Origin of the sequence: Tumebacillus flagellatus (assembly GCF_000714935.1) — a bacterium.
Lineage (GTDB): Bacteria > Bacillota > Bacilli > Tumebacillales > Tumebacillaceae > Tumebacillus > Tumebacillus flagellatus.
On the sequence record NZ_JMIR01000002.1, the window covers coordinates 51,403 to 64,484 of the forward strand.

General features: G+C 58.3%; 12 protein-coding genes. All 12 read right to left on the reverse strand.

Translation table 11 applies throughout. From position 1 onward, the window contains the following. Nucleotides 1-55: 55 nt before the first annotated feature. The 12 genes from EL26_RS01880 to EL26_RS01935 all read right to left on the reverse strand — a co-directional run bounded on the left by EL26_RS01880 (nt 56) and on the right by EL26_RS01935 (nt 12,996). Nucleotides 56-439: a DUF423 domain-containing protein gene (locus EL26_RS01880; RefSeq protein WP_038083908.1), complete on the reverse strand. Its 384-nt coding sequence runs from the start codon at nt 437-439 to the stop codon at nt 56-58. Nucleotides 440-546: 107 nt separating this feature from the next. Then, on the reverse strand, nt 547-924 hold the full coding sequence (locus EL26_RS01885) for a toprim domain-containing protein (protein WP_038083911.1): 378 nt from the start codon (nt 922-924) through the stop codon (nt 547-549). 6 nt (nt 925-930) lie between these two features. Continuing rightward, the gene (locus tag EL26_RS01890; RefSeq protein ID WP_038083914.1) at nt 931-1,773 is read right to left on the reverse strand and encodes a sulfurtransferase; all 843 of its coding nucleotides are present in this window, start codon (nt 1,771-1,773) and stop codon (nt 931-933) included. Nucleotides 1,774-1,879: 106 nt separating this feature from the next. Further along, entirely contained in the window at nt 1,880-2,887 is a 1,008-nt protein-coding gene (locus EL26_RS24835; RefSeq protein WP_038083915.1) for a ComEA family DNA-binding protein, read from the reverse strand. A gap of 139 nt (nt 2,888-3,026) precedes the next feature. After that, nucleotides 3,027-3,473 (reverse strand): hypothetical protein, encoded by a 447-nt coding sequence (locus EL26_RS01900; protein WP_038083917.1) that lies wholly within the window; start codon nt 3,471-3,473, stop codon nt 3,027-3,029. A gap of 129 nt (nt 3,474-3,602) precedes the next feature. Further along, nucleotides 3,603-5,339, reverse strand: coding sequence for an ABC transporter ATP-binding protein (locus EL26_RS01905; RefSeq protein WP_052035876.1), 1,737 nt, complete (start codon nt 5,337-5,339; stop codon nt 3,603-3,605). Next, on the reverse strand, nt 5,296-7,092 hold the full coding sequence (locus tag EL26_RS01910) for an ABC transporter transmembrane domain-containing protein (protein ID WP_052035877.1): 1,797 nt from the start codon (nt 7,090-7,092) through the stop codon (nt 5,296-5,298). Before EL26_RS01910 ends, EL26_RS01905 begins: the two co-directional genes overlap by 44 nt. A 342-nt stretch (nt 7,093-7,434) precedes the next feature. Beyond that, a complete protein-coding gene (locus tag EL26_RS23295; RefSeq protein ID WP_052035878.1) occupies nt 7,435-9,840 on the reverse strand; it encodes a bifunctional diguanylate cyclase/phosphodiesterase in 2,406 nt (801 codons plus the stop codon). 39 nt (nt 9,841-9,879) lie between these two features. Then, a complete protein-coding gene (locus EL26_RS01920; protein WP_038083920.1) occupies nt 9,880-10,839 on the reverse strand; it encodes a 5-oxoprolinase subunit C family protein in 960 nt (319 codons plus the stop codon). 227 nt (nt 10,840-11,066) lie between these two features. Further along, nucleotides 11,067-11,357 (reverse strand): hypothetical protein, encoded by a 291-nt coding sequence (locus EL26_RS01925; RefSeq protein WP_038083922.1) that lies wholly within the window; start codon nt 11,355-11,357, stop codon nt 11,067-11,069. After that, nucleotides 11,358-12,173 carry a metal ABC transporter permease gene (locus EL26_RS01930; protein WP_038083923.1) on the reverse strand — a complete coding sequence of 272 codons (816 nt, stop codon included), beginning with the start codon at nt 12,171-12,173 and terminating at the stop codon, nt 11,358-11,360. It lies immediately after the preceding gene. Further along, the gene (locus tag EL26_RS01935) at nt 12,160-12,996 is read right to left on the reverse strand and encodes a metal ABC transporter ATP-binding protein (RefSeq protein WP_052035880.1); all 837 of its coding nucleotides are present in this window, start codon (nt 12,994-12,996) and stop codon (nt 12,160-12,162) included. The genes EL26_RS01930 and EL26_RS01935 overlap by 14 nt, the downstream gene beginning before the upstream one ends. Between the last annotated feature and the right edge of the window lie 86 nt (nt 12,997-13,082).

Here is a 13,082-nt window from a genome sequence, read left to right on the forward strand (position 1 = left end):
AGTATGTGTTGGAGTGCATAAAAAAACCCCTTCTGCTGTCAGAAGGGGTTTCGGTTTAGCGGGTGCTGCGTGCCGCTGCCAGCGCGAGCAGCGCCCAGCCGACGAGGAAGCACACGCCGCCCAGCGGAGTAATCGCGCCGAGGATGGAGAGGTTGGTGACGGCGAGGATGTAGAGCGAGAACGAAAACAGCAAGATGCCGACAAAAAACAACCAGCCCGCCGCGTTCAACAGCTTCGGCGATTTCGGGAATTTATCCGCGAACAGAGCGACGAAGAGGATCGCGAGGGCGTGAATCATGTGGTAGTGCACGCCGGTTTCGTAGGTGGATTGCAAGTTGTTCTCCGTAAGTACCGGTTTCAGAGCATGCGCGCCGAACGCGCCGATGGCGACGGAAAGCAGCATCATGATGCTGCCGAGGCTGACGAATTTTTTGACCATGCGGGTTTCCCTCACTTTGTGTGTGTGAACGTTGATTTGTGAAAATCGATACGAGTTCTATGATAGCAGAAAAAAAGCAACCGTTGTGGGGTTGCTTCGTGACGCTTTTATGTCTGCTTTCCTTCCGGCGGGCGATTTTCCGGCAGAAGCTCAACGCGTACTTCGAAATGTTCGCGGTGCAAGATCTCCGCAAGGTGTTCAAGCGGTGTCGCGGCGACTTCGCGGAAAAGTTTGCGCGTGTAGAGGTGGCGGGCGTTGGGGAGTTCCCTTTTTAAGAGAGAGCGCAGTTTGTTGCCGGAGTCGTCGGCGTCGACGAGGATGTAGACGTCGTCCTCGTCGACCAAGGGCCAAATCAACTCTTCCAGTTTGTCATCGCTCATCGTGCCGTACGTCAGCACGAACTCCACCGGCTCCGTCAACACTTGCAAGAGGCGCGTGCGGTCGGTTTTGCCTTCGACGATGAGGATTTTCGGCGGGTGCGCCATCGAGGGTCACTCGCCTTTGTTTTTGGCGATCGGATTGTCCGGGTAGGAGCACCAGTCGCTCCAGCTTCCTGCGTACAGTTTGACGTTGCGGAATCCGGCTTCGCGAAGTGCCAAGATGTTCGGCGTCGCCGTCACGCCGGAGCCGCAGTAGACGATGATCTCGTCGTCCGGGTTCAGGTCGGAGAAGCGCTCGCGTTGCTCGTCTCCCGATTTCCAGGTGCCCGATTCGGTCAGGCTGTCTTTCCAAAACGAGTGGATCGCCGTCGGGATGTGGCCCGCGACCGGGTCGATCGGTTCTTCGAGGCCGAGATAGCGGCGTTCTTCGCGGGAGTCGATCAGCGTGACGCCGGGTTGACCGATGCGTTTCTTCACGTCGTCGATGTGGTAGACTTGCTCGTCTTGGATGGACGGGGTGAAAGATTTCGCCGTCGGAGTCGGGATTTCATCGGTGATCGGACGGCCCGCCGCTTTCCAGTGCGAATAGGTGCCGTCGAGAACGAAGGTTTTGTCATGGCCGAGGTAGCGAAGCAGGAACCACGCGCGGGACGCCATCGCGCCGCCTTGGTCATCGTAGACGACGACGGTGGTGTCGGCGTCGATGCCGATGCCGCCGAGTTTCGCCGCCAGTTCGTCAAGGTCCGGAAGCGGGTGACGCCCGCCGTGCGCTTCCACGATGCCGGAGAGGTCCTGTTCGAGATCGCAGTAGAAAGCGCCGGGAATGTGGTCTTGAAGATACGCATCGCGGCCGGAATGCGACTGCCCGAGCGCGAATCGGCAGTCGAGGATGCGCACGTTCGAATCGTGGAGATGATCGGAAAGCCATTGCAGAGAAACCAGTTGAGACGACATGGGGCGTTCACTCCAAGCTTTTGGTTTTGTTGGTGTTATTGTACCATGAGCCTCCGTTGGAAAAAAACACCCTCGCCCGTCAGGGGAGGGTGCTCGGCATTCGTGTTTACAGCGTGACGTAGGGCCGAATGCGGTCGGCCATGTGTTCTTTGAGGCCGATGGCGTCGACGAATTGTTCCAGCGTAGAGTAGGGGCCCTGTGTCTCGCGGATCGAGACGGCGGTCATCGCGTGCAATTGCGTGAGGCCGGGAACGCTGGAGATTTCGTCCGCGTCGGCGGTGTTGAGGTTGATCAATTCCGACAAGAGGATTGCGCTTGCGCTGCCGGCGCGCGAGGGCAGCCGTGCTTCCTCGACCGGATCGTCGAGGACGAAGGCGTCGATTTTTTGCGACGTCGTCTTCGGCGCAGGAGGCGCCGGGGGAGCCTGCGGCGGCAACGGAGTCGCGTCGGCGGCAGGCGTTGCCGGGCTTGTCGGGCTTGTCGGGCTTGTCGGGCTTGTCGGGCTTGTCGGGCTTGTCGGGCTTGTCGGGCTTGCAGGGCTTGCAGGGCTTGCCATGCTCGACGTGTTTGCCGTGCTTGCTGTGCCCGACACGCCTGTCGTGCTCGACGCGCCTGCGCTCCCCGTCATGCTTCCCGCACTTGCCGGGGCCGACTGCATCCCGCCGGTTTCACCCGAACCGTTCAGCTCCTGTGCCTGACTCGTTTCGGAAGATTCCGCTTTCATAGCGGCCGTCGCCTCCCGCTCTGCCTCCCCCAAGAGATTCTGCAAACTCTGGTACTTCCGCGTCCGCTTCTCCTGCTCCACGCTGAGCAAACGCACATACTCCGCCCGCACCAAAAACGCGTGCACGATGCTGACCAGCCCCAACAGCATCACCGCCAGCACATCCCACGTCCACGGACGTCCCCAGAGATCACCGGACGACCCGCTGTCCAACACGAACAGCAACACCGTCGGCACCGCGTACAAAACGCCGAAAAACCCCCACACCCCGCGCTTCGCCCGTGCTCCTATGTAGAAAAAAGCCACCCAATTCAACACAAACGTAAACGCCCAGAACACCCACAAGGAGTCTTTCCAACCCCCTGCGGCACTCATTTGTTTTTTTGTCATATACCCACCCCGTTGAAAACTCTCCATAGGACTTCAACACTTATTTTCGCATCCGCATGAATGAATTTGAATAGTGTGAAAGACCTATAGCCAACAGGAAAAAAGACCCGCCTTCACAGACGTGTCAGACAGATCTCCTTCATTTCACTCGATTCGTCGCCCCGCGCACCGTCTTGGGCGCGTTCTTCCGATTCTCCTCCGCCACCTGCCGCGCGCGCACGTTCACGCCGTGGCGAATCTCCAATTCGTTGCGCAAGTCGTGGTGATCCCACGTCTGCCGCTCTTGCAACACCGACAGCCGCACGAGGTACTCGCGTCGCACCAACAGCGCGTGCAGGATCGAGCACACGCCAAACCCCGTCGCCGCCAGCAACGAATACGCCCAATGGCCGCCGCTCAACGTAAACCACGACAGCAGATCGGCAAGCGGCAGCGCGTAGACCAAGCCGCTCACCAGCCACTTCACCTGCCGCGTCCGCACCCCGATGTACAGAAACGCCACACTGTACAGATACGGCACCAACGTCCACAGCATCCACAACGAATTGCCCCACTCCCACCATCGACTCCGCGCCGTCGCCGACATCCCCAAGCCTCCGTTCCACAGTCCTTTTTTCTTACATACGGACAAGCCTCGCAAAAGTTTCAAGCAAAAAAAAAACGACCTGCTCGCAGAGGAACAGGTCGTTTTCTCTATAGAAGATAAAAGTCTCGCTTACGAAGCCACCCCGCCCTGTTGGAGCAGGTACATCTTGTGATACAGCCCTTGACTCGCCAACAGCTCTTGGTGCGTGCCGCGCTCGACGATCTCGCCGCGGTGCAGCACCAAAATCAAATCGGCGTCCTGAATCGTGGAGAGACGGTGCGCGATCGCAATGGTCGTGCGGCCTTGGCGCATCTTCTCCAACGCGGCTTGGATCGCTTCTTCCGTCTCCGTGTCCACGCTCGCCGTCGCTTCGTCCAACACCAGCACTTTCGGGTTCAGCGCCATCGTCCGCGCAAACGACAGCAACTGCCGCTGCCCGCTGGAGAACGTCGCCCCCCGTTCCACGACCGGCTCTTCATACCCCTGCGGCAACTTCTGAATGAAGCCGTCCGCTTGCACGAACTTCGCGGCTTCCACGATCTGCTCGTCGGTGATGCCGTCGTTGGCGAGTCGGATGTTGCCTTTGACGTCGCCGACGAACAGGAACGGGTCTTGCAACACCAACCCGACCTTCTTGCGCAGCTCCTCGTCGGCAAACTCCCTGAGCGACGCGCCGTCGATCCGGATCTCGCCCCGGTACTGCGGGTAGAACCGCATCAGCAAGTTGATGATCGAGCTCTTCCCGCTCCCCGTATGCCCGACCAGCGCCACCGTCTGCCCCGGCTTGGCGGTAAACGAGATGTTTTTCAACACGTCGGTCTGCCCGTCGTATGAGAACGACACGTCGCGGAACTCGATCAGGCCGTCGCCGACCTCCGGATTCTCCGCTCCCTGCTGCGTCGGCGCCATCCGCTCGTCGTCGAGCAGCACAAACACCCGCTCCGCCGACACCAACGCCTGCTGCATCTGCGACAGGCGCAGCATCATCTGAATCACCGGCTGGAAGAAGCGCTCGATATAGTTGATGAACGCGTAGATCACGCCCACCTCCACCGACGTCGAGAGCGACTGTTTGCCGAAAAAGTACAGAATCAAAACCAGCGCCAAGAGGTACATCATGTCCATGATCGGTCGCAGCAACAAACCGTTCAAGCGGATGTTGCGCACGTTCGCCGTGTAGTGCTCATGGTTGGTCTCGGCAAAGTCTTTGCGCAGCCGCGCTTCTTGGCGGAACGCTTGGATGATGTTCATCCCGGAAATCGACTCGTTGAGCTTGGCGTTCAACTGCGAGAGCTTTTCCCGGGTAATATGGTAGATCTTGGTGGAGAAGTAACGGTACAGCCACATGATCCCGATTACGACCGGCATGAACAGCAGGCAGTACGACGCCAGCTTCACGTCCAGCGAGAACATCATGAGGAAGCACCCGATCAAAAACACCGTGTTTTGCAAAAACGTCGAAAGCACGCTCACAAACAGCTCTTTGACCGCTTCCGTATCGTTTGTGATCCGCGACACCAACGACCCCGCCGGCGTGCGGTCAAAAAACTCCAACCCCAAGTGCTGCACTTTGCCGAACACGTCGATGCGCAGCTGCTGCACGACCCATTGGGCGATTTTGTTGAACATGACGAGTTGGAAATAGTTAAAGCCCGCCGCGGCGACGTGCAGGAGCAGGAAGCCCGCTCCCAGCCACGTCAGCGCGTTGACATCAAAATTGCGCGGGGTGAGATAGTCGTCGATGAAGATCTGCACCATCTTCGGCGTCCACACTTCCGCCGACGTCCCGCACAAGAGCAGCAGGAACGCGAGTAACAGGGTCTTACGATGTGGCTTGAGATAAGCGGCGAGTCTCCTCAGAATCATCCGCGCCACCTCCTTGTGCTACCAGAGATTCGAGTTGCTGACGCTGGTACATCGTCGCGTACCAACCGTCGACGTTCATCAAGTCTTCATGCGTGCCGCGCTCGACGATCGCCCCTTCCTCCAGGACGACGATCTGCTCCGCGTGTTCAATCGCCGAGAGACGATGCGCGGAGATCAGCGTGGTTTTGTTTTGACGGTTCGCTTGCAGCGCGTCGAGGATCGCTTTTTCCGTCTTGGCGTCGACGGCAGACAGCGAGTCGTCGAGGATCAGCACTTCCGGGTTCAACAGCAGAGCGCGGGCGATGGAGATGCGTTGCTTCTGCCCGCCGGAGAGCGTGACGCCGCGCTCACCGACGAGTGTGTTGTACCCTTCCGAAAAGTGCAAGATGTCTTCGTGAATGCAGGCGAGTTTCGCCGCTTCCTCAATCTCCGCCTGCGTCGCGTCGGGACGGCCAAACGCGATGTTCTCCGCAATCGTCGCGGAAAAAAGGAAATGGTCCTGCGGCACATAGCCGACCGCCGAGCGCAGGGAGCTCAGCGTCGTGTCATAAATCGAAGTGCCGCCGATCTTCAAATCGCCTTGTGCCACGTCGAACTCGCGCAGCCAGAGTTTGAGCAGCGTGGTTTTGCCGGCACCCGTTTTGCCGACGATGCCGAGCGTTTGGCCTTGAGGAAGTTGGATGTGGATGTCGCGCAGGGCGGGCGTTTCCTTCTCCGGGTAGACGAACTGCTCGATCTCGTAGCGCAGTTCGCCGCTCGGAATGTCAACGCTTGCCCCCTCTTGGCTGACGACGGTGGCTTTGATGTTCAAAAGCGCGTCGACGCGGTCGTAAGAAGCGCGCCCGCGTTCGACGATGTTGAACAGCCAGCCGAACGCCAGCATCGGCCAAATCAAGTGACCGAGCAAGATCGTGAACTGCGTCAATTCGCCGATCGTGATCTCGCCGTGCAGCACATAGCGCGCGCCGATCGCCACGGAGAGGAAGTACGAGCAGCCGACGACGAGCAAGATCGTCGGGTCAAACAGCGCGTCGATCTTCGCGACACGGATGTTTTTTTGGACAACGTCTTGGGAGAGGCGGGCGAAATCGGCTTTCTCCGCTTCTTCTTGGCCGAACGCTTTGACGACGCGCACGCCGGAGATGTTCTCTTGGACTTTGTCGTTGATCGTGGAGAACGCTTCTTGCGCCGCGTGGAAGCGCTCGTGCAGCATGTTGCCGTAGCGCGACGTCGCCCACGCCATGATCGGCATCGGGAGCAGCGCAAACAGCGTGAGTTTCCACGAGATCGTCGTCGCCATCGTCAGCACGACGATCCCGCCGAGCGACAGCGAGTCGACCAGCGTTAACACGCCGTCGCCCGCCGTCAGTTCAATCGCCGAGATGTCGTTGGTCGCATGCGCCATCAGGTCCCCCGTGCGGCGCTGGTGAAAAAACTGCGGCGACATCTCCGTGAAGTGTTCGTACAGACGGTTGCGGAGCAGCCTCGCCAGCCGCGAAGATGCCCCGAACAGGAAGATCCGCCAGAGATAGCGCAGTCCGTAGACGACCACCGCCACCCCGACGATCGTTCCCGTCCATTTCAAGAGCGTGCTCATCGTCAGCGTCTGGTCTTTGACACCGTCGACGACCACGCCGACCACGTACGGCGGGATCATCTCCAGCATCGCCACGATCAACAGCGTGCCGACGCCGATCAGGTACGCCCGCTTCTCCTGCCTAAAAAACCACAACAGGTCGAGAAAAATCTTCATAAGTTCCCCCTTCTCCAGTCCAGCATTCGGTTCCGCAATACAAAAAGGAAGCCGCAAAAAATCCCGAGAGATTCCACGGCTTCCTGTATCTGCCCATTCAGGGCAACAAAAAACCATAGGCTCGCACGCGCAGAACGGCGGCCTATGGTTGAACTGGTGTTCATACACAACATCGCTCCCATTCCCGGCCAAGGGAATGCTAGGATGCCGTCACCGATCCATACGGCTGTTCTACGCCAATATGCACTTGTACAAACTTCGGAGTCAAGGCCCGAGCCCAAAATTTGAAGTTTCTCATCTGACGTAGACCTCCTTTTTACAAACTGTTTGGATTGGTAGAAATTAGACGCTTTCAGTATATGATGTGTGACCGCGCTCTGTCAATAATTTTTCAAACTCTTCCGCCGGAAGCGGACGGCTGTAGAGAAACCCCTGCGCGAAGTCGCAGCCCGCGTCGCGCAGGAACGCTTGCTGGTCGAGCGTCTCCACCCCTTCCGCCACCGCTTCGAGGTCGAGGTTTTGCGCGAGCGCGAGCACCGCTTTGGCGATCACGCCTTCGAGTCGGTCGCCGTCGCGGGAGATCGACGAGACGAAGGACTGGTCGATTTTCAGCGTGGAGATCGGGAAGCGCTGCAGATAAGAAAGCGACGAATAGCCCGTCCCGAAATCGTCGATGGCGATCGTGATGCCCATCCGTCGCAAGCGGTGCAGGGTGTCGATGACGCGCTCCGTGTTCTGCATAAGGATGCTCTCCGTCAACTCCAACTCCAGAAAGCGCGGAGGCAAGCCGGTCTCCTGCAAGATCTCTTCCACCCGCTCCACCAAATTCGGCTGGTGCACTTGGTGCGCGGAGAGGTTGACGGCGACGCGCACGGGCGGCAAGCCGAGGTCTTGCCAACGCTTCGTATCGCGGCAGGCGGTGCCAAGCACCCATTCGCCGATCGCCGCGATCAAACCGGTGTCTTCGGCAATCGGGATGAACTTCGCGGGCGACACCCAGCCCCACGTGCTGTGATGCCAGCGCACCAACGCTTCCATCCCGACCACGCGGCCGCTTTGCAGCTCGATTTTGGGCTGGTAGTACACGAGGATTTCGTCGCGCTCCAACGCCCGGCGCAGATGGTTTTCCAGCAAGAGTCGCTCCGACGCTTCTTGGTTCATCGACGGCGCGTGCAGATGCCACAGGTTGCGCCCGAGCTCCTTCGCGCCGTGCATCGCCATGTCGGCGTTCTTGATCAACTCCTCCACCGTCTGCCCGTCGCTCGGGTAAAACGAGATGCCAAACGACGCCGTCAGGAACAACTCGTTGCCCTCGTACTCAAACGGGGTTTTCATCCGATCCAAGATCTCCTGCACCACGCCGAGCACGTCTTGCAGCTGCTCCACGTCCGGCATGGCGATCAGGAACTCGTCGCCGCCGATGCGCGACACCGTGTCTTTTTCCGAAACGCAGGCGTTCACCCGTGCCGCCACTTCGCAGAGCAAGCGGTCTCCGGCGCTGTGCCCGAGCGAGTCGTTGATGCCCTTAAAGCGGTCGAGGTTCAAAAACGCAACCGCCACTTGGGTCCGCGAGCGCTCGGCGTGCGCGATCATCTGCCCGATCCGGTCGACGGCGAGAATGCGGTTGGGCAGTCCCGTCAGCGGATCGTGCAGCGCTTGGTATTGAATCTGCCCGCGCGCGTCGCGAATCGTTTGCAGCATCTCGCCAAACCGCTTGGCGAGTTGCCCGATCTCGCCTCTCGTGGAGATGGCGGGCAATTCCGATTCGTAATCGCCGCGCGCCACCCCGTCCACCGCTTGGTGGAGGGAGCGGATCGGCTTGATCATCTGCTGGGCGAGCAGGCAGTTGAGCAGCGCAAACGCCGCGAGCGAGATCAGGCTGACGACGGTAAGCGTCTTGCGAAACGCGAGGAACGACTCCAGCGACGCAGATTCCGGCACTTGGGCGATGACGCTCCACCCGATGATCGGCACATACGCGTACGAAGCGTTCATCACAACACCCTCGCCGTTGCGGATTTGCCGGTAGCCGGAGTTTTGTTGGGTCATGGCCGCTTGGACGATCGACAAGTCGGAAACGTCTTCTCCGATTCGATAGTGATCCGGGTGCGAGATCAAATGCCCGTTGCGGTCGACGATGTAGACGTACCCGCCCGCGCCGAGGTCGTTTTTTTGAAGCAAGTTGCTCAAGATCGTGTTTTCGTTCAAGCGCAACGCCAAGTTGACGCAGTGAATGTTATGGTCCAACTCATCCTGAATCGGAATGGCAATGATCAGCACCGGGCGTCCCGTGTTCGTCCAGTTCACGTCGCTGATGTAGACTCGGCTTCCCGCCATGGCTTTTTGCACGTATTCCTCGTTGCCGATGTACTCGCCGACCGTGTGGGAGAGGTCTTGCGGGTAGAAGGCGCGGACTACGCCGTCCTCGTCGGTGATCGTCGCGCTGTCCACCAATGCGGAGGTGGAGACGAGATCTTTCAATTCCTTTTGCAGTTTCGCCGGAATGCCGGAGCGGAATTCCGGCTCGTGTTGGACATAGTCCGTCAATTCGCGGAAGTACTCCAGCACGTCTCCGACCTGCCCCTTGAGGCGGTCTACGGTGGCATCGGTGATCTCATGAAAATTGCCGCGCGAAATCTCCGGCAACGTGATGCGCGAGGTGACGAACATGGAAGCCAGCAGGATCAAGAGGATCGCGGAGTTGATCAAATAGATGCGCCAAAAAATGCTCGACTTCCACAGTTTCATCTCGTCATCTCCTTTCTGCCGGAGGGCTCAGCTCATGCGTCAGCGGCCTTGCAGGGTGAGGATGGTGTTTTTGAGGATGCCAAGGCCCATCCCGCGCAAGTACGCCAGTTCGTGAGCCTCATCTTCAGAAATTTCATGGAATGTAACGCGCTCGCCGGAGCGGACTTGGGCGAGTACAGGGAAGTCGACAGGAATGACGCGGGCGATGGAAGGTGCGTGATGCGTATGCGGGGTCATGGTGATCGTCGGCGCGCCGTCTTCGCGGACGGAGAGCGCGCCGGCAGGAGATGGAGTGGAAGGAGAAGCTGAGAATTCCTCCAGATGAAGCGTTATGCCGTCCAACCGATAGCCGCGGCGGTCGGTCTCCGGCTTCATCTGAAAGGGGCTGGCAAACACGCGCTCGCGGGAGGCGGACGAGAAGAGCGCGAAGTCCTCGCTTTTCAACACGCGAATCCGCCGTTTGGCGTTGTAAGAGGGCATCACTTCATGCGACACAAACCAAGAGGTCGTCGCAAACGCAAGGCTGGCCGCTTGGTCGCGCAGCTTGGCGTAAAACTTCTCGCCGTCGTCCGAGCGCGGCTTCAACCGCAACGTATCTCCCTCTCGAAGCGGGCGTCCCAGATGCAGGGACCCGGCGGTGCGTCGCTCCGGCGCCGTCTGCAGATCGAACCCGCCGGCGGCAGCGAGGTAAGCGCGAAATCCGGCCCGCGCGTCGGTGAACGTCAGCGTGCTGCCCGCCCGCACAAACACCGGCCGCCAGTTCGGGATGGGCTTGCCGTCCACCATCGGCGCGAGGTCGCCGCCGCAGATCGCGATCAACGCCCCGGTCTCAAAGGAAATCTCCGGGCCGAGCAGCGTGATTTCCAGCGCCGCTTCCCCCTCCGTGTTCCCCACCAACAAGTTGGCGGCATACAGAGCAAACGCATCCACCGTGCCGCCTCCGTCGCTCGCTTCTTGCAGAGTGGTAAACAACCCCCTGCGGATAATTTTCATACACATGGAAGTTCCCCCTTTCGTTTGTAACTAAATTAAATAAAAGATATCCGTAAATATGATTACACTTATAGGATAACAAAAAAAGAACCCGTCCGCTATGGGAGGCAGGGGAAAAAATCCCTCCTCCACAAACTGCCCGACAGGTTATTCCCAAAAAGACGCGCCGCTCCGTTGTTCGGAGATCGTGGCGTCTTTTTGCTGTTCAATCCTATCTGTTTTTCTGTGGAAGTTTACGGCTTGAGGTTCAAAATTCTCTTGAGATTGACGGTGAAGATCGCCATCGCACCTTGCAATTTCTTGCCAAAGACCCGAGGATGTAGCTGCATCATACCCGTGAGGTACTTACGACCAGCGGCTGTTGTTGGGGTACCCTTCGTATCACCTGCCGCATTTGATTCTCTTCTTATACTAGAAAAAAACACAGACTCCTCATGAAGATGGAAGGGCTGTGCTTTTTGGGCTGGAGAGGACTTTTGCAACGGCCCCCGCAATCGGTACTCTATTTCTTCTGCTCGACTCATTTACAAACTCACACTCGGGGGCATCCTTTCCCGTAGATAATGCCAACCGACCCCTACAAAATACACCCCGCCTTGGATCGCCGTAATAAAAAACGAAACGGGTGCGTTCGTGTAGTAGCCAAGCACCAGCCCAATCCACACACCCCCCCAAGCAAACGCCGCTGATAACAGGATCATCCGAGGCACCGATTGTGTGAAATGCCTCGCCGCCGCTGCAGGTGCCGTCATCAGCGTGAAGACGAGCAATGCCCCCACAATCTGCACGGCCTCCGCCGTCGCAACGCCAAGCAATAAGAGAAAGAGCACGGAAATCCACTTCACAGGCAACCCCGCCGCTTGTGCTCCTATCGGATCGAACGAATCAAACGTAAGCATTCGGTATCCCAGCACGAGCAAGATGAGCACGGTGGAGGACAACCACACGATCTTCCAGACTTCCGCCTGGGAGATGCCCACTACGCTGCCAAACAGAAGGGAGGAGATAGCATTCGCGTTTTTGCTCGTCAAGGAGAGAAACAGAAGACCAGCCCCCAAAAACACACTCAACACGACGGAGATAGCGATATCTCGCCGAATCACTTTCACTCCCATCTGACCAATCGCCAGCGCCGCGCTCCCGGTAAACATCAACATGCCGTTTAGCGGATCCATCCCGATCCAAGTGGCAAACGCAGCTCCCGCAAATCCGAGATGGGAGAACGCATGCGACAAGAACGACAAGCCCCGCGCCACAACGTAAACCCCGATGGTGCCGCACATGATCGCCACGAAAGCCCCCGCAAGAAACGCATGCTGCATAAAATCATACTGAAACATACCGTATGACCTCCTCCTGTTCGGTATGATAGCAAATCGTTTCATCCACCCGGTCCGTTTCGATGGTCCCCACGAAAATCTTCGAGCCGACCCGCATCACGTCGACAGGCCTTCCGTACAAACGGCTTAACACTCGACTCTGCAACACCTCTTCAACGGAACCGATCACATGATGACCCGGTGTGAGATAGAGGACGCGGTCCGCATGCTTCGCGATCAAATTGACATCATGCGAGACAAACAATACCGCGATGCCACGAGTTCGAGCAATGGTCGCAACCAACTCGGCAACCCCCTCCTGCGCTCCCGGGTCAAGAGCCGCCGTCGGCTCGTCAAGCAAGAGGATTTGCGGATTGCGCACCAAAGCTTGCGCGAGAAAGAGCCGCTGCCGTTGCCCGCCTGACAGTTTGCCAATTGGTTGGGTGGCAAATTCGAAGCAATCGGTGTGACGCATCGCTTCCTTCACACGCGCACGTTCTTCACGAGTCAACCACGGTCTCACTCGCCTCGGCAATCCGAAACTTACAAAATCCCATCCGTTCAAAGGAGTTTCTGGATCGATCTGTCTCGATTGCGGCGCATACCCGAGCAGCGAGGAACCTGAAACAACGCGATCACTTTGCATAAACTCGATCTTGCCGGCCGCGGGCTGTAACAATCCGAGCAAGGTACGCATCAAAGTTGTTTTGCCCGCACCATTTGGCCCGATGATCCCCACAAACTCTCCCGGTTGAACGGCAAACGAGAGATCCCGCAAAATCCATTTCCCCTCCAGATGAACATCGACAGAATCAACGACAAGCAATGCATCTGTATCCACCACAGAAAAACCTCCCTTTCATCTCCAAAATCCCAAGCGATTCTACTTCCTATAAAAAAGAACCGTGTCGGCAAGGCTGACGACGGTTC

Excerpts from the sequence above, each read along its gene's own strand:
- EL26_RS01880 (WP_038083908.1), bottom strand. The coding sequence starts at position 439 with ATGGTCAAAAAATTCGTCAGCCTCGGCAGCATCATGATGCTGCTTTCC.
- EL26_RS01885 (WP_038083911.1), bottom strand. The coding sequence starts at position 924 with ATGGCGCACCCGCCGAAAATCCTCATCGTCGAAGGCAAAACCGACCGC.
- EL26_RS01890 (WP_038083914.1), bottom strand. The coding sequence starts at position 1,773 with ATGTCGTCTCAACTGGTTTCTCTGCAATGGCTTTCCGATCATCTCCAC.
- EL26_RS24835 (WP_038083915.1), bottom strand. The coding sequence starts at position 2,887 with ATGACAAAAAAACAAATGAGTGCCGCAGGGGGTTGGAAAGACTCCTTG.
- EL26_RS01900 (WP_038083917.1), bottom strand. The coding sequence starts at position 3,473 with ATGTCGGCGACGGCGCGGAGTCGATGGTGGGAGTGGGGCAATTCGTTG.
- EL26_RS01905 (WP_052035876.1), bottom strand. The coding sequence starts at position 5,339 with ATGATTCTGAGGAGACTCGCCGCTTATCTCAAGCCACATCGTAAGACC.
- EL26_RS01910 (WP_052035877.1), bottom strand. The coding sequence starts at position 7,092 with ATGAAGATTTTTCTCGACCTGTTGTGGTTTTTTAGGCAGGAGAAGCGG.
- EL26_RS23295 (WP_052035878.1), bottom strand. The coding sequence starts at position 9,840 with ATGAAACTGTGGAAGTCGAGCATTTTTTGGCGCATCTATTTGATCAAC.
- EL26_RS01920 (WP_038083920.1), bottom strand. The coding sequence starts at position 10,839 with ATGTGTATGAAAATTATCCGCAGGGGGTTGTTTACCACTCTGCAAGAA.
- EL26_RS01925 (WP_038083922.1), bottom strand. The coding sequence starts at position 11,357 with ATGAGTCGAGCAGAAGAAATAGAGTACCGATTGCGGGGGCCGTTGCAA.
- EL26_RS01930 (WP_038083923.1), bottom strand. The coding sequence starts at position 12,173 with ATGTTTCAGTATGATTTTATGCAGCATGCGTTTCTTGCGGGGGCTTTC.